This is a genomic window from Streptomyces sp. NPDC028305 (genome assembly GCF_055569495.1).
Map to the genome: position 1 here is coordinate 1,180,800 of NZ_JBVHTN010000001.1, position 16,660 is coordinate 1,197,459.

At 71.8% G+C, this 16,660-nt stretch carries 13 protein-coding genes; 11 read left to right on the top strand and 2 right to left on the bottom strand.

From position 1 onward, the window contains the following. Positions 1–43 precede the first annotated feature (43 nt). Both ACZ4WQ_RS05490 and ACZ4WQ_RS05495 read right to left on the bottom strand, forming a co-directional pair. Positions 44–535: a hypothetical protein gene (locus ACZ4WQ_RS05490; RefSeq protein WP_358846466.1), complete on the bottom strand. Its 492-nt coding sequence runs from the start codon at positions 533–535 to the stop codon at positions 44–46. 15 nt (positions 536–550) lie between these two features. After that, complete coding sequence (locus tag ACZ4WQ_RS05495) at positions 551–1,582, bottom strand: trypsin-like serine peptidase (protein ID WP_398369327.1); 1,032 nt, start codon at positions 1,580–1,582, stop codon at positions 551–553. A 189-nt stretch (positions 1,583–1,771) separates the two neighbouring features. Here ACZ4WQ_RS05495 and ACZ4WQ_RS05500 point away from each other — a divergent pair, with 189 nt between their 5' ends. The 11 genes from ACZ4WQ_RS05500 to ACZ4WQ_RS05550 all read left to right on the top strand — a co-directional run bounded on the left by ACZ4WQ_RS05500 (position 1,772) and on the right by ACZ4WQ_RS05550 (position 16,653). Then, positions 1,772–2,974 carry an ROK family transcriptional regulator gene (locus tag ACZ4WQ_RS05500; RefSeq protein WP_311722405.1) on the top strand — a complete coding sequence of 401 codons (1,203 nt, stop codon included), beginning with the start codon at positions 1,772–1,774 and terminating at the stop codon, positions 2,972–2,974. Between the two features lie 138 nt (positions 2,975–3,112). Next, positions 3,113–4,444 (top strand): ABC transporter substrate-binding protein, encoded by a 1,332-nt coding sequence (locus tag ACZ4WQ_RS05505; protein ID WP_311722404.1) that lies wholly within the window; start codon positions 3,113–3,115, stop codon positions 4,442–4,444. 10 nt (positions 4,445–4,454) lie between these two features. Continuing rightward, positions 4,455–5,411, top strand: coding sequence for a carbohydrate ABC transporter permease (locus tag ACZ4WQ_RS05510; protein WP_385340833.1), 957 nt, complete (start codon positions 4,455–4,457; stop codon positions 5,409–5,411). A gap of 24 nt (positions 5,412–5,435) precedes the next feature. Beyond that, positions 5,436–6,338 (top strand): carbohydrate ABC transporter permease, encoded by a 903-nt coding sequence (locus ACZ4WQ_RS05515; RefSeq protein ID WP_398369324.1) that lies wholly within the window; start codon positions 5,436–5,438, stop codon positions 6,336–6,338. After that, positions 6,335–7,597, top strand: a complete 1,263-nt coding sequence (locus ACZ4WQ_RS05520) for a 6-phospho-beta-glucosidase (RefSeq protein WP_398369322.1) — start codon at positions 6,335–6,337, stop codon at positions 7,595–7,597. The genes ACZ4WQ_RS05515 and ACZ4WQ_RS05520 overlap by 4 nt, the downstream gene beginning before the upstream one ends. Then, positions 7,588–8,622, top strand: coding sequence for an N-acetylglucosamine kinase (locus ACZ4WQ_RS05525; RefSeq protein WP_311722399.1), 1,035 nt, complete (start codon positions 7,588–7,590; stop codon positions 8,620–8,622). Before ACZ4WQ_RS05520 ends, ACZ4WQ_RS05525 begins: the two co-directional genes overlap by 10 nt. 265 nt (positions 8,623–8,887) lie before the next feature. Beyond that, positions 8,888–10,312, top strand: coding sequence for a hypothetical protein (locus ACZ4WQ_RS05530; protein WP_398369320.1), 1,425 nt, complete (start codon positions 8,888–8,890; stop codon positions 10,310–10,312). Positions 10,313–10,332: 20 nt separating this feature from the next. Then, positions 10,333–11,352 (top strand): glutamate ABC transporter substrate-binding protein, encoded by a 1,020-nt coding sequence (locus tag ACZ4WQ_RS05535; protein WP_358846472.1) that lies wholly within the window; start codon positions 10,333–10,335, stop codon positions 11,350–11,352. Between the two features lie 134 nt (positions 11,353–11,486). Continuing rightward, positions 11,487–12,809: a hypothetical protein gene (locus ACZ4WQ_RS05540; protein WP_398369317.1), complete on the top strand. Its 1,323-nt coding sequence runs from the start codon at positions 11,487–11,489 to the stop codon at positions 12,807–12,809. Beyond that, positions 12,806–15,301: a serine/threonine-protein kinase gene (locus ACZ4WQ_RS05545; RefSeq protein ID WP_398369315.1), complete on the top strand. Its 2,496-nt coding sequence runs from the start codon at positions 12,806–12,808 to the stop codon at positions 15,299–15,301. The genes ACZ4WQ_RS05540 and ACZ4WQ_RS05545 overlap by 4 nt, the downstream gene beginning before the upstream one ends. A 2-nt stretch (positions 15,302–15,303) precedes the next feature. Then, positions 15,304–16,653, top strand: coding sequence for a PP2C family protein-serine/threonine phosphatase (locus ACZ4WQ_RS05550; protein WP_398369313.1), 1,350 nt, complete (start codon positions 15,304–15,306; stop codon positions 16,651–16,653). Positions 16,654–16,660 lie beyond the last annotated feature (7 nt).

Consider the following 16,660-nt stretch of genomic DNA (forward strand, 5'->3'; position numbering starts at 1 on the left):
GGTCGCGCGGCTGTGCGTACGGGGTCTTACGTTGTGCGGCGTCTCACGCTGTGACGGTCAGCGTGTTGCTCCAGACCAGACGGCCATTCTCGTAGCGCTCGTCGTGGGCACTGAAGTGGACGTGCTCGCCCGGATACGCCCCGTAGAGGTAGATGATCGGGTTGGGGCAGACGAGCAAGGGTGGCAGCGTGGCCTTGGGGTCCACCGGGACGGAAATGTTCCCGGACGGATCGGACGTGGTCTGGAGCAGCGTGGGGCTGGTGCGGAGGTCGGTGAGGACGACGGTGCCGCAGGTCGGCACCGCGCCCGAGACGGCGGTCCTGACCCACACCCGGTGGCTGGGCAGGAAGCCGCTGCCGGTCAGGGTCTTGGACTGGATGTCGTAGCTGATCAGCGTGGGTCCGGCGGCCACCCGCTCGGCGGCCGCGGGCGCCACCGCGGCCTGGGCGGCGGGGACGAGAAGGGCGGTGGAGACCGCCAGGGCCGTGCCCACCGCGAGCACGGCGCGGGCGGCGAGTGTCTTCAGAGCGCGCATGATGATCCCTCCCGGTCAGCTGTCGGCGACCCGGTAGAAGAAGTCCCTGAACTCGGTGTCGACGTAGGGGCTCTGTAGCCAGCCGCTGGGCTGGTGAATGCTCGTCACACCGTTGACGTAGCCGAGCGAGGTGTCGGGATCGATGTTCATCAGCCAGCGGCCGCCCCGGGAGAGCCCACCGTCCGACGGGGCGCAGGGCAGCTCGATGCCCCCGAAGGAGGCGGAGCGGGTGTAGCCGCCGCACCCGGAGGGGATCTGCCCGTTGACGGAGTATCCGTTGGCGCTCACGAACACTTCCTTGGGCTGATTCCAGGCGAAGCCGTCGCCGCCGACCCTGTCGACGAGCCGTTGGCCGGACTCGTTGGGGTGGGTGGTCGCCAGCCCGAAGTCGTAGTTCATATTGCCGTCGTCGATCCACGCGTTGAACGTGTATCCCCAGTCGCCGACGAACTTGCCGTAGGGCGCGCTCCCCCTGAAATAGCCGGGAATGAACACCCAGTTGTTCATCCAGGTGTGCGCGGCCCTGCTGAACACACAGCTGCCGGACGCGACCACCAGCCTGCGCGAGCCGCTGTTCAGCGGGTTGCCGTCGCATGCCTTGTCCTTGCCGTCGAACGGGTCGACGTAGAAGATCCGCCCGACGCGGGTCGGGATCTCGACGGCCGCGGCGGGCGGGCCCGAGCTGCTCGCCGCGGCCGGGGGGACGGAGCCGGGCTCGCCGGTGGGGTCCGCGACCTGCCGCCGGACGTGCTCCATCGCGCCTCGGGACAGGCCGCCGCCCTGGTATTCGGCGCGCCGCATGCGCTCCGGCGTCCAGTACGCCCGGACAGTGTCGGCCGCGGCCGCCCGGTCGGTGGCCCGGGCACCTCCGGAGTCCGTCAGCGCCGCCGACGCCGTGCCCGCGCCGTCCGAGACGGCTCTCGCGCCGCCCGCGCCACCGGCGCCACCCGGGCCGCCCGACGCGGCCGTCGCTCCACCGGCGCCGGCGGCGACCGCGAGCAGCACGGCGATCAGCACCGTGAGCGGCCCTCGTGAGGTCTTTTTCATCGACTCCCCGTTCTCTCGACTGGCCGCGACCGTGGCAGGCGCCGCTGGACCTCCGGTGGAGGATCCCTCAGCCCGCCCCACTGACCCGGCCGCACCCATTGACGCCTCGCGGCGCCGCCCCTTACCTTGCTGTTCATCAATAGGAAAGTTTCTTAACAGAGAAGCTCGAGCGATACGGGGGCACCCACCATGGCGGCATCAGGCACTCCGGGGACGCCGCGCGTGCTGCGCGCCATGAACGACCGGGCCGCGCTCGAACTGCTGGTCGCGCACGGGCCGCTGACCAGGACCCGGCTCGGCGAGCTGACCGGGCTCTCCAAGCCCACCGCCTCCCAGCTGCTGACCCGCCTGGAGGCCGCCGGACTGGTCAGGACGACCGGGAACGTCACCGGCCGGCCGGGGCCCAACGCCCAGTTGTACGAGATCAACCCGGCCGCGGCCCATGTCGCGGCGCTCGCCGTCGACCAGGAGGGCATCACCGCCGCCGTCGCCGACATCACCGGCCGGATCCTCGGCGAGCACCGGGTGAACGCCGAGGCGACCTCCGAGTCGGTGCGCAACCGCACCGGCGAGCTGGTCGCCGAGGCGGTGGACGGCGCGCTGGCCGCCGCCGGGCTGACCCGGGACGAGCTGCGGCAGACCGTCATCGGCACGCCCGGCGCGCTCGACCCGCACACCGGGGTGCTGCGCTACGCGCCGCATCTGCCGGGCTGGCAGTCCCGCACCATGCGCGACGAGCTGGCCGAGGTGCTCGGCACGCCCCTGGTGATCGAGAACGACGTCAACCTCGCGGCCGTCGCGGAGCAGCACCACGGCACCGCGCAGGACTTCGACGACTTCGCGCTGGTCTGGGCGGACGAGGGCGTCGGCGCGGCCATCGTGCTCGGCGGCACACTGCTGCGCGGGGCCACCGGCGGCGCCGGGGAGATCGGCTATATGCCGCTGCCCGGCGCTCCGCTCGCGCGCGGCGGGGACGACAGCGCCGCCCGGCCGGACGCGGGCGGGGGCTTCCAGAAGCTGGTCGGCTCCCCCGCCGTGGTCGAACTGGCCCGGGAGCACGGCATCGAGGCACCCACCGCCGCCAAGGCGCTCGCCACCGCGCTGCGCACGCCCGGCGCGGGCGACGCCGTCCTCACCGAGCTGGCCCGCCGCCTGGCCACCGGACTCGCCTCGGTCGTGGCGGTGGTCGACCCGGAGCTGGTGGTGCTCTCCGGGCAGGTCGCCCAGGCCGGCGGGGAGCGGCTGCGCGAACTGGTCGAGGCCGAGATGACCGGGCTCGCGCTGCCCCGGCCGCAGTTGCGGATCAGCGCCATCGAGGGGGACCCGATTCTCATCGGCGCGCTCCAGAGGGCGCTCGCCGATGCCCGCCACACCGTCTTCGACACCGCCTGACCCCTTCCCCTGTCCCCTATCGCCTGTCTCCTATACACCGCCCGGCCCTTTCCGGTTCCCGCCGTACCCAACCCCCCGCCCGGCGCCCCGCACCGCCGCTTCCCCTGCCGTTTCCCCCGTGCACAAGGAAGTCCGCCCATGCCACGACGACCATTGGCCCACCTCGCGTCGGCGCTCGGCGCCGCCGCCCTGCTCCTCGCGGGCTGCGCCAACCCGAGCACCGGCAGCGCAGACGACGACCCGACCAAACCGGTCACGCTCAAGTTCTGGCACGGCTGGTCGGAGAAGAACGAAGTCAACGCGATCAACGCCAGCATCGCCCGCTTCGAGAAGCTCCACCCCAATATCAAGGTGAAGTCCGTCGGCAATGTCACTGACGAGACCATCAATCAGGCGCTGCGCGCGGGCGGCGGCGACGCCCCCGACGTCGTCACCTCCTTCACCACCAACAATGTGGGCCAGTACTGCTCGTCCGGAATGTGGGCCGATCTCGACCCGTTCATGGAGAAAACCGGTCTCGACAAGAAGAAGGTCTTCCCCAAGACGCTTCTGGACTACACCAGTTATGAGGGCAAGCAGTGTGCGCTGCCGCTGCTCGCCGACGCCTACGGCATGTACTACAACAAGGACGCTTTCAAGGAAGCGGGTATCGCGCGGCCCCCGCGCACCATGTCGGAGCTGAAGCGGGACGCCGCCAAGCTGACCAAGCGCACCAAGGGCGGCGGCCTGGAGCGCGTAGGCTTCATGCCCAACTTCCGGCTCTACCAGAACAGCCCGGACCGGCTCTTCGCCCAGTGGGGCCCGACGTACTTCGACAAGAACGGAAAGGCACGGCTGGAAAAGGAGGGAAAGATCAAGGAATTCTATGCCACCGTGCGGGACCTGATCGGGGAACAGGGCGGATACGGGGCGCTGGAGACGTTCCGTACCTCCTTCGGCGATGAGTTCTCCTCCCAGAACGCATTTCTGACCGGCAAGCTGGCCATGCACCTGGACGGCGAATGGCGTGGCCTCTTCCTCAAGGACGCCAAATTCAAGTGGGGCACCGCCCCGCTGCCCGTGCCCGACGACCAGGCAGACACCTACGGCCGGGGATATCTCACCGGCACCGTCACGGGCATCGCGCACAGCAGCAGACACCAGAACGCCGCATGGGAACTGGTGCGCTTCCTGACCGCCGACACCGATCAGGTGGTCGCCTTCGCCAACGCCATTCACAATGTGCCGTCCACCAGGGCGGCGCTCACCTCGCCGAAGCTGGACCCCGATCCGACCTTCCGCGCCTTCCTCGACATCGCGCAGAACAAGTACAGCAACGCCCTTCCGCCCTCGATCAACGGCGGACAGTACGTGACCTCGCTCCAGGACTTCTCGTACAACGTGGAGGCGGGAAAGGTCCATGACCTGGACAAGGGCCTCAGGGAACTGGACGACCAGATAGACGCCGACATTCTCCAGGCGCAGGACTGAGGAGGGCGACATGGCCACGATGACGACAAACGCCCCCGCCCTGCGCCGCAAGCGTCTGCGCCGGCGGCTGAGCACCCTCGGTTTTCTCTCCCCCTGGCTGGTCGGCTTCACTGTCTTCTTCGGCTATCCGCTGATCGCCACCGTCTACTTCTCCTTCATGCACTACAACCAGATCAAGGCGCCGACCTTCGTGGGCCTGCGCAACTGGCGGTATGTGCTGGAACAGATGCCGCTGTTCGGCCCGGCGCTGTGGAACACGCTGTGGCTGGTCGTGGTGATGGTCGCGCTGCGCGTCGTCTTCGGCCTGGGCATCGGACTGCTGATCACGAAGATAAAGTCGGGGGCCGGTTTCTTCCGCACCGCCTTCTATCTCCCCTATCTCGCCCCGCCGGTCGCGGCGACCGTGGCGTTCGTCTTTCTCCTCAACCCCGGCACCGGCCCGGTGAACGACGTTCTCGGCAAGGTCGGGATCGACGCGCCGAACTGGTTCAACGACCCGGCCTGGGCCAAGCCCTCGCTGGTACTGCTGTCCCTGTGGGGCATCGGCGACCTGATGGTCATCTTCATGGCCGCGCTGCTGGACGTTCCCAAGGAGCAGTACGAGGCGGCCGAGCTGGACGGCGCCGGGGCGTTCACCAAGTTCCGTTATGTCACCTGGCCGTCGATCACACCCATTGTGATGTTCGCGGTGGTGACGGGTGTGGTGCAGACCATGCAGTACTACACCCAGGCCCTGGTCGCCGGAAAGCTGGCCTCGGGCGTCAGCATCGGCCCGGGCACGGTCATCCAGCCCGGCTATCCCGACCACTCCACGCTCACGGTGCCACAGCTCGTCTATTCGCTGGGCTTCCAGAACTTCAACACCGGCGCCGCCTGTGTGCTCTCGCTCGTGCTCTTCGCGATCGCGATGGCCGTCACCACCCTGCTGATGCGCCGGCGCGCCGGCCTGCTGTCGGCGGACGACTGAGAAGGCTTGAGAGGACCAACCGATATGACCACCACCACCCTCTCGGCACCGTCCGCACCGGTACGGCCCGCCGCCCGTCCCTCCTCCGCCCCGGCCGCCCGCCGCAAGGCCGTACTGCACTGGATCGCCGTGCACGCGGTCGCCGTCGCCGCCGCGCTCTTCTTCGTGCTGCCGTTCGTCTTCGTCTTCCTGACCTCGGTGATGAGCGACAGCCAGGCGATGAGCGGCGATCTGTGGCCCGACGCATGGCACTGGTCCAATTACACCGAGGTCTTCAACACCCCTGGTTTTCTGGACTGGTGGCGCAATTCCCTGATCTACGCGGGGCTCGGCACGGCCTTCACGCTCCTCTCGTCGGTGCCGGTCGCCTATGCGCTCGCCAGATTCCGCTTCCGCGGCCGCCGCACCGCCATGATCCTGGTCATCTCCACGATGATGCTGCCGCCACAGGTCGTGGTGGTGCCGATGTATCTGGTGTGGGCGCAGCAGTTCCATCTGTCGGGATCGCTGTGGCCGTTGATCATCCCGATGGCGTTCGGCGACGCGTACTCCATCTTTCTGCTCCGGCAGTTCCTGCTGACGATCCCCAAGGAATATCTGGAATCCGCGAAGGTCGACGGCTGCGGGGAGCTGCGGACCCTGCTGCGGATCATCGTGCCCATGGCCAAGCCGGGCATCGCGGCCGTCGCGCTCTTCCAGTTCTTCTACTGCTGGAACGACTACTTCGGCCCGCAGATCTACGCCGCGCAGAATCCGGGCGCCTGGACGCTCTCGTACGGCCTGGAGAGCTTCAAGAGCGCGCACAGCGTCAACTGGAATCTGACGATGGCCGCGACCCTGCTGGTCATGGCCCCCGTCATCATCATCTTCTTCTTCGCTCAGAAAGCCTTCGTCGAAGGCGTCACACTGACAGGAGTCAAGGGTTGAAGCTCGCAGTGGTGGGTGGCGGATCCACCTACACCCCCGAACTCGTCGACGGATTCGCCCGCTTGCGGGATGTGCTGCCGATGGAGGAGCTGGTCCTGGTCGACCCGGCCGCCGACCGGCTGGAGCTGGTCGGCGGGCTGGCGCGGCGGATCTTCGCCAGGCAGGGCCACCCCGGCCAGATCTCCTGGACCGACGACCTGGACGCGGGCGTGGACGGCGCGGACGCGGTGCTGCTCCAGCTGCGCGTCGGCGGGCAGGCCGCCCGGAACCAGGACGAGACCTGGCCGCTGGAGTGCGGCTGTGTCGGGCAGGAGACCACCGGCGCCGGCGGGCTCGCCAAGGCGCTGCGCACGGTCCCGGTGGTGCTGGACATCGCCGAGCGGGTGCGCCGCCGCAACCCCGACGCGTGGATCGTGGACTTCACCAACCCCGTCGGCATCGTGACCCGTGCGCTGCTGACGGCGGGGCACCGGGCCGTCGGGCTGTGCAATGTCGCGATCGGCTTCCAGCGGAAGTTCGCGAAGCTGCTGGGCGTGGCCCCGGACGAGGTGTCGCTGGACCACGTCGGCCTCAACCACCTGACCTGGGAGCGCGCGGTGCGGCTCGGCGGCCCGGACGGCGAGGACGTGCTGCCCAAGCTGCTGGCCGAGCACGGCGACGCGATCGCGGACGACCTGCGGATGCCGCGAGGGCTGCTCGACCGCCTCGGCGTCGTACCGTCCTACTATCTGCGCTACTTCTACCAGCACGACGCGGTGGTTCGGGAGCTCAGGACCAAGCCGTCGCGGGCCGCCGAGGTCGCGGCGATCGAGGGTCAGCTGCTGGAGATGTACGCCGACCCGGCGCTCGACGAGAAGCCCGAGCTGCTGGGCAAACGCGGCGGCGCCTTCTACTCGGAGGCGGCGGTCGATCTGACCTCGTCGCTGCTGCGGGACACTGGCGAGGTGCGCATCGTCAATACGTTCAACCAAGGCACCCTGCCCTTCCTCCCGGACGACGCGGTGATCGAGGTCCCCGCGGCCGTGGACGGGCGCGGCGCGAGCCCGCTGCCCGTGCGCCCCCTGGAACCCCTTTACGCGGGGCTGGTCGCCCATGTCACCGCGTACGAGGACCTGGCGCTGGAGGCGGCGCTGAAGGGCGGCCGCGAGCGGGTCTTCGACGCCCTGCTGGCCCACCCCCTGATCGGCCAGATCGAGTACGCGGAGAAACTGACCGACACCCTCATCGCACACAACCGGGAGCATCTGGCGTGGGCCTGACGCAGTCCCAGGGTCTGACCGCCCAACCGCCGCGCGCCACCGTCCTGGCGGTCGACGCGGGCAACAGCAAGACCGACGTGGCGCTGATCGGCCCGGACGGGGCGGTCCTCGGCACCGCGCGCGGCGGCGGCTTCGCGCCGCCCGTCGTCGGTGCCGAGGCCGCGGTCGCCTCGCTCGCCCCGCTGGTGGCGCGGGCGGGGCGGGCCGCGGGGTTCGACGGGCCGCCGCGGGCCGAGCATGTCTCGGCCTGCCTGGCCAATGTGGACCTCCCGGCTGAGGAGGAACAGGTCACTCCGCTGCTGGCGGCCCATGGCTGGGGGGCCACCGTCACGGTCGCCAACGACACCTTCGCGCTGCTGCGGGCCGGAGTCGCAGACAAGTCGGACAACGGAGAGCCGACCGGCGTCGCCGTCGTCTGCGGCGCGGGCATCAACTGTGCGGGCCTGGGCCACGACGGCCGGACCGCGCGGTTCCCCGCCATCGGCCGGATCTCCGGCGACTGGGGCGGCGGCGGCGATCTGTCGAAGGAGGCGATGTGGTGGGCCGCGCGCGCGGAGGACGGCCGCGGCGAGCCGACCGCCCTGGCCCGCGCCCTGCCCGAGCACTTCGGCCTGGCCAGCATGTACGAGCTGATCGAGGCGCTGCACCTGGGGCGGATCGCCCCGGCCCGGCGCCACGAACTGGCGCCGGTGCTCTTCGCGGTGGCCGACTCCGGCGACGAGATCGCCCGCGCCCTGGTCGCCCGGCAGGCCGAGGAGGTGGTCACCATGGCCACGGTCGCCCTGACCCGGCTGGAACTGCTCGGTGAGCAGACGCCCGTGGTCCTCGGCGGCGGTGTGCTCGCGGCCCGCCACCCGCTCCTGGACGACCGGGTGCGGGAGCTGCTCGCCGAACGCGCGCCCAAGGCCGAACCGAGGGTGGTCACCGCGCCGCCGGTGCTCGGGGCCGCCCTGCTGGGCCTGGACCGCACGGGCGCTCCGGCGGCCGCGTACACCGCGCTGCGGGCACACTACGCCCGGCGCTGAGGGCGCCGACTTTCCAGGTCGCGGGGGGTCATTGGGAACCGAAACGCGCTGAGAAGCGTATGAGAAGTTGGGAGAAGGAGGACGACGCGGACACCCCGGGACCGACGACCCCGAGGCGAAGATCGCGATCGGGCCAAGATCCGGGCACGACAGGTGTGCTCGCCTGCGGCTGCGTCCATACTGCTGCCCGGATACCTGTCCCCCGCCGCACCGGGCGACGGGCCGCCGACAGTGACTGAGGGGTCAGGACCGAGGGGGAGGTCTCGTGGCATACCCGCCGACCACCGGCGCGGCCGCATCCGCGGGCCCGCGGCGGGCCGCATGGCGGGAGGGCGTCGAGCGGGCCCGGGCCGCGGCGACGACCGAGCCGGGCAGGCTGCGCGTGATCGGAGCCGTGCTCGCGGCGTTGGTGGTGGCCTTCGGGGCGGTGACGGCCTGGCAGGTCTCCGACCGGCAGACCGCGGCCGACGCGGTGGCCGAGCACAGCCAGCCGCTGAGCGCCGACGCGGCGAACATCTACCGCTCCCTCGCCGACGCCGACACCACCGCGGCGAGCGCCTTCCTGGCCGGCGGGCAGGAGCCGGCCAAGGTGCGCCGGCGGTACGAGGAGGACATCGACCGGGCGTCCAAGCTGCTGGTGCGGGCCGCGGCCAACACGGAAGGCTCGGCCACCGCCCGCGAGGAGATACGCCGGATCAACGAACTCCTCCCGGTCTACACGGGCCTGGTCGAAGCCGCGCGCGCCAACAACCGCCAGGGGCTGCCGCTGGGCGGGGCGTATCTGCGGTACGCCAACGACACGATGCGGGGCAAGCTGCTGCCGGCCGCGGGGCGGCTGTACCAGGCCGAGACCGCGCGGCTCGGCGAGGACTACGAGGCGGCGAAATCCTGGCCGTGGGCGGCGATCGGCACCGGCGTCGTCGCGCTGGCCGCTCTGGGCTGGGCCCAGCGCCGCGACTTCCTGCGCACCAACCGGGTGTTCAACCGGGGGCTGCTGGCCTCGGCCGCCGCCTCGGCGGTGGTGCTGCTGTGGCTGGCGGCCGGCCACGGCCTCGCCCGCGCCGCGCTGAACGACTCCGACGAGCACGGGGCCAAGTCCCTGCATGTGCTCAACGAGGCCCGCATCGACTCGCTGCGCGCCCGTGGCGACGAGAACCTGACGCTGGTCGCGCGCGGGGCGGTCGTCGTCGACAAGGAAGGCGAGAACCAGGGCAAGGACGCCTATGAGGTGGGCTACGCCGAGCAGATGTCCGGCCTCATAGGCGACGACGGCGCCGACACCGGAAGCGACGCGGGCGGCAAGGCCGGGGCCGCCCCCGGCAGCCTGCTGGCCCGGGCCCGGGACCTCGCGGACGACGACGCGGGCCGCGCCCCGGTGAACGAGGCCATCACCCGCGTACGGGAGTGGCAGGCGCGCCACAAGGTCGCCCGCGCCGCCGACGACGCGGGGAACTACAACGACGCGCGGGCGAAGGTCATCGGCGGCAAGGGCAGCACGGGCGAGTCCTTCGACCAGGTCGACGCGCTGCTGGCGAAGGCCCTGGAGCACGAGCAGTTGGAGTTCAAGCGGGCGGCGGACGACGGGCGCGGCGCGCTGACCGGGCTGGCGCCAGGAGCCGGCGCGCTGGCCCTGTTGGGGGCGGCCGCGGCGCTGATGGGCATAGGCCGCCGGCTGTCGGAGTACCGGTGAGGGCGACGGGGGGCGTGAGGATGCGATCAGTGCGATCGGGCACCGCGGTGGCCGTGTGCGCCCTGGGGGTGGCCACGGCGATCTTCGTGCCCACGGCGCTGGACGATCAGGGCGGCGGGGCCGGGAGCGGGCTCGGCGAGGGGCAGGCGCACCCGCGGTCCGTGGGGACGACGGCCGCCGCCCCGGAGAAGTGCGTCCGGCCGGAGGCGAGCCTGCGACCGTCGAGCGCGAGCGGCCCGGCCATAGAGCGCATCAAGAACCGCGAGGTCGAGGGCCGCAAGCTGGGCAAGCTGATCGCCGGGGTCGACCAGAACAGCTACCGCTGGGGCTATCGCGACCCGGCCACCGGCGACCTCACCGGCTTCGACATCGACCTGGTGCGCGCCATCGCCAAGGACATCTTCGGCGACCCTGACGCGGTCATCTACCGCGCCATCCCCACCAGCCAGCGGGTCAACGCCCTCCAGCAGGGCAAGGTGGACATCGTCGTCCGCACCATGACCATCAACTGCGCCCGCCTCAAGGACGTCGCGTTCTCCACCGCCTACTTCAAGGCGGGGCAGCAGGTGCTGGTCCCCAAGGGCTCGTCCGTCACCGGGTACAACACCTCGCTGCGCGGCAAGAAGGTCTGCACGGCGCAGGGTTCCACCGCCGAGGCCGAGCTGGACCAGGAGAAGGGCGGCGCGAAGGACCTGGGCGCGATCAAGGTCGCACCGGTGCCCAATCAGCTGGACTGCCTGGTCAGGCTACAGCTGGGCCAGGTCGACGCCGTGATCACGGACAACGCCCTGGCGGCCGGGCAGGCGGCCCAGGACCCGTCCGTCAAGCTCGTCGGCAAGCCGTTCACCGAGGAGTTCTACGGCGTGGCGATGAACAAGGACGACAAGGACCTGGTACGCCGGGTCAACAAGGTGCTGGAGGAGTACCGCTCCGGCGGTTCCGGCAGCCCCTGGATGCGGGCCTACCGCAAGTGGCTCGCGGAAGATCTCGGCAGAACGGAGGAGAATCCGGCGGCACCGGCGCCCGCCTACAGGGATTAACCCGCGAAGGATGAGCGGCCAAGGATTAGCGGCCGGTCCGCGCGCGGTAGGGATGCACGCAGTAAGTGCACGCAGCAGGGATGAGCGAATACGGATCACGCGGATCACACAGCACGGACACGGAGAGGTGATCGATGGGGGGCACGGGACCCTTCCCCAGCTCCACGGGGGAACCCGACAAGCCGGTCATGGGCCGCGAGGAGGTGGACCGCGTGCTGGCGAGACTCGGCGCCGAACACGAGGCGATCGAGTCCTCGCTGCTCGCCCTCCAGGACCACGCCGGCCGCAGACTCCTCGAAGGCGCCGAGCTGACGGGCGTCACCAAGGACCGGTGGGCCACCACCGAGCAGGCCATCTCCCTGCTGTGGACGTACTTCGACGCCTATACGGACGCGCTGCACACCGCCCGTGAGGTGCGCTCCCGCCACCGCTGGTCCACGCCCGGCGAGTTGGCCGAGCTCACCGAGCTGCTGCGCGGCCCTGGTATCACGCTGCCCAGCAGCGCCTCGCTCAGCGGAGCCCCGCTGCTCAGCGAGCAGCTGACGGTCGAGGCGCTGGTCGACCGGATGAACCGCTGGTACGCCGAGGCTCTCGATGTCATCGTCACGGCCGACGCCGTGTGGTCCGCGCTGCCCGCCCGTATCGACATGCTCTCCGCCGAGCTGCGGCGCACTCGCTCCCTCGCCCACTCCGTCGGGGTGCGCCCCGGCGAGCACCCCTCCGGCGACGATCTGGAGCGGATCACCGCGGAGCTGACCTCGCTGCGCGCCGAGGTCGTCTCCGACCCGCTCGCCTTCTGGTCCGGTGCGTCGCCGAGTTCCGCGCCCGGCGGCGGCCGCCCCGACACCACCCGTTACGACGCCGCGGCCCGCGCCCTGGAGGATGTGCGGCGCGAGATCGAGGCGGTCCTCGATGTGCGGCAGGACGCGGAGCGGCGGCTGATGCGGCTGCGCGATGTGCTCTCCCGCGCGGACCGCACCCTCGCCGAGGCGCGGCAGGCGCGCGGCGAGGTGCTGGCCAAGATCGCGGCCTCCGAGGTGCCCGCGGTCAGCGGCCCACCGACCGTGCTTCAGGAGCAGCTGGTGACGGCGGCCGAGTACCGCAGGCGCGCCCAGTGGCACCGGCTCTCCCCGCTGCTGGAGTCCCTGGAGGAGCGCGCCGACGACGAGCTGCTGCGCGCCCGGGAGTCGCTGACCGCGGTGACCGCGCCGCTGGCCGTCCGCGCCGAGCTGCGCGGCAGGCTGGACGCGTACAAGGCGAAGGTCGCCCGCCACGGCATGGCCGAGGACCCCCTGCTGATCGAGCGTTACGACACGGCGCGCCGGATGCTGTGGAGCGCGCCCTGCGATCTGCGCGCCGCCGAAGCGGCGGTGCTGCGCTACCAGCAGGCCGCGTCCCAGGTCCTGGTCCCGCGTCAGACGGGGCCACGGGATCGTAGAACGGGGGAAGTCCTATGAACGCGGGCAGGTGTCAGCGGCGCGCGTGCGGCGGGTCGTACGAGGACGTGGGCAGCGGCCAGCTGTACTGCGACACCTGCGGGATGGCCCCGGTCGTCTCGCGTGACGGCATGGTCGGCTCGCCGCCCACCGGCATCGCCGGCATGAGGCGGGGCGACGGGGTGAGCGGGTCGTCGGGCAGCGGCTCCCGGGCCTCCTCGCGCCCGTCGTCGTCCCGGTCCGCCTCGTCCCGGCGCTCGGTGTCCGGGCGGCTGTCGCGGTCGCTGGGGTCGGGGCGGTCCTCGTCCCGTTCCGTGTCGGTGCGCAGCTCCCGCTCCTCCGCCGTGGCCCGCTCCGGGCGCAGCCGCCTGGGCGCGGGCCTGGTCAGCGTTCCCGAGGTGCCGCGCCCCGACCCTCGTACGGCGGTGCTGGCCGACCCCGAGGTGCCCGAGCGCAAGCGGTTCTGCAGCCGGAGCGACTGCGCGGCGCCGGTGGGGCGGGCGCGCGGCGAAAGGCCGGGGCGCACCGAGGGCTTCTGCACCAAGTGCGGCCATCCGTACTCCTTCGTGCCCAAGCTGCGCCCGGGTGACATCGTGCACGGCCAGTACGAGGTGGCGGGCTGTCTGGCACACGGCGGTCTCGGCTGGATCTATCTGGCCATCGACCGGGCGGTGTCCGACCGCTGGGTGGTCCTCAAGGGCCTGCTGGACACCGGCGACGAGGAGGCGCTGTCCGTCGCCGTGTCGGAGCGCCGGTTCCTCGCCGAGATCGAGCACTCCAACATCGTCCGCATCTACAACTTCGTCGAACACCTCGACCAGCGCACCGGCAGCCTCGACGGCTACATCGTGATGGAGTACGTCGGCGGCAAGTCGCTGAAGGACATCGCCAACGCCCGCCGCGCGCCGGACGGCAGGCGCGATCCGCTGCCGGTCGAGCAGGCGTGCGCGTACGGCATCGAGGCCCTGGAGGCCCTGGGCCATCTGCACAGCCGCAATCTGCTCTACTGCGACTTCAAGGTCGACAACGCCATCCAGCAGCAGGACCAGCTCAAGCTGATCGACATGGGCGCGGTGCGGCGGATGGACGACGACGAGAGCCCCATCTACGGCACGGTCGGCTATCAGGCCCCCGAGGTCTCGGAGCTGGGCCCGTCGGTCGCCTCGGATCTGTACACGGTGGCGCGCACCCTCGCGGTGCTGACCTTCGACTTCCAGGGTTATACGAACGTCTTCGCGGACAGCCTGCCCGACCCGGGGAACATCGAGGTCTTCCGCCGCTACGAGTCGTTCTACCGGCTGCTGGTGCGGGCCACGGACCCCGACCCGGACCGCCGGTTCGCCTCCGCGCAGGAGATGGCCGACCAGCTGACGGGGGTGCTGCGGGAGGTCGTGGCGCTCCAGACGGGCCGGCCCCGGCCCGCGCTGTCCACGCTGTTCGGGCCCGAGCCGCGGGTGGTGGACACCCAGCTGTTCGCCGAGCAGGGCCAGGATCCGTCCATGCTCGGGGGCCGCGGCGGCCGGGGTTCCGCGGCCGTCGAGCCGCCCCGCCCGCAGGGCGTGCTCGCGCTGCCGCTGCCCGCGATCGCGCCGCCGGACGCCCGGGCCACCGCCCTGGCGGTGCCGATGCCGCTGGTGGACCCGGACGACGCCAACGCCGGGTTCCTCGCCGGGCTGCTGACCTCCACCCCGACCGAACTGCACGCGGCGCTGCGGGCCGCCCCCGCCGACTCGCTCGAGCTGCGGCTGCGCCGCATCCGCGCCCAGCTGGAGCTGGGACACGCGCGCGAGGCCGGAATCGCGCTGGACGGTCTGGAGGCCGGCTATCCCGACGACTGGCGGATCGTCTGGCACCGGGGCCTGCACGCGCTGGCGACCGGGGACAACGAGACCGCGGCCCTGTCCTTCGACGCCGTCTACGACGCGTTCCCCGGTGAGCCCGCGCCGAAGCTGGCGCTCGGCGTGTGCGCCGAGGTGCTCGGCCAGCTGGACAACGCGGCGGAGTACTACCGGCTGGTGTGGACGGCCGACCCGAACCATGTGAGCGCCGCCTTCGGGCTGGCCCGGGTGCTGCTGTACGCCGGGGACCGCGCGGGGGCGGTGGCGGCCCTCGAGTCCGTACCGGAGTCGTCCATCCACTACACGGCGGCCCGGGTCGCCGCGGTGCGGGCCCGGCTGCGGCAGCGGGCCGCGCACGAGCCGCTGCTGGCCGATCTGACGGCCTCGGCCCAACAGGTCGAGCGGCTGGGACAATTGGGCCTCGACGCGGTGCGTTATGAGCGGCTGTGCACGGAAGTACTGGGCAGCGCCCTGGATTGGGTACTGTCCGGCAGCAGCGGCGCGCCGCCGAGTGCCGCCCGGCCGTCCCTGCTCGGCAGCAGTCTGGACGAGCGGGGACTGCGCTTCGGTTTGGAACGCTCGTACCGGGTGCTCGCCAGGCTCGCGCAGCGCGGCGAGGAAAGGATCGAACTGGTGGAACGGGCCAACCGTTTCCGCCCCAGGACGTGGGTGTGATCATGCCGCAGATGCCGCAGCTGCCCCGGGTGGCAGCCTGCCCGACCTGTGAAGAGCCGCTGGAGTCGGGTGACAACTTCTGCGGTGTGTGCGGGGCCGACGTTGCCTCGGCCCCGCCGGAGGCCGCCGTGGCCGTGGACCGCCCGGCGCCGCCGCCGGTGAACGGAGCGACACGGGCCAGGCGGCAGGAGCCGGAGGACTATCCGCTGCCGGCCCCCGCCCCGGCTCCCCCGGCCGGCCAGGCCGACCCGACCTTCCCGGCCGACCCGGCGGCTCCGGCCGCCCCGGTCGCCTGGGACACCCCGGCCGCGCCGGACAGCGCCGCGGCGGCCGACCCGCGGTCCGCCGCGGCGCTCGGGGGCCGGCCGGCCCCCGGGGCGCCGGGCGCGCCGCACATCACCACACACACCGACACGAACAGCGGCGGCCGCCTGTGCGGCGCATGCCGGGAGGGCACCATCGACCAGGACGGATACTGCGACTCCTGCGGGCACGCCCAGCCGCGGGAGCGCGACCACATGGAGCGGGAGCTGGCGGGCGTCGCGGCGGCCAGCGACCGCGGCCTGCGCCACCACCGCAACGAGGACGCGTTCGCCGTGTCCGCCGCCGCGCTGCCCGACGGCTCACCGGCCGTCCTCGCGGTCGTCTGCGACGGGGTCTCCTCGGCGACCCGCCCTGACGACGCGTCCGCGGCCGCCGCCCACGCCGCCGGTCAGTCGCTGCTCGCCGCACTCCCCCGCGGCGCCCACCCCCAGCAGGCCATGAACGAGGCGATCGTCGCCGCAGCCGAGGCCGTGAACTCCCTGGCGGCGGAGGCCTGTGGGGCCGGGGGGCACGACGAGCCCCACCAGCGCCAGCAGAACGCGCCGGCCTGCACCATCGTCAGCGCGGTGGTCACCACCGGCATCCTGACCGTCGGCTGGATCGGCGACAGCCGCGTCTACTGGGTGCCCGACGACCGTTCGGCCCCGCCCGCCCGGCTCACCGAGGACGACTCCTGGGCGGCCCAGATGGTGGCCGCGGGGCTGATGTCCGAGGCCGAGGCGTACGCGGACGAGCGGGCCCACGCCATCACCGGCTGGCTGGGCGCCGACGCCTATGAACTGGACCCGCACACCGCGTCCTTCAAACCGGACCGGCCCGGTGTGGTGGTGGTGTGCACCGACGGGCTGTGGAACTACGCGGAATCGGCGCAGGAGATGGCCCGCGCGGTGCCGCCGGACGCCCGTGTCCGGCCGATGCACAGCGCCCGCGCCCTGGTCGGTCACGCCCTGGAGGGCGGGGGCCACGACAACGTAACAGTGGCTGTCCTGCCGTTCCCCGCGGAGCCGGGCAGGGCAGGATCCGGCTGATTCTCCG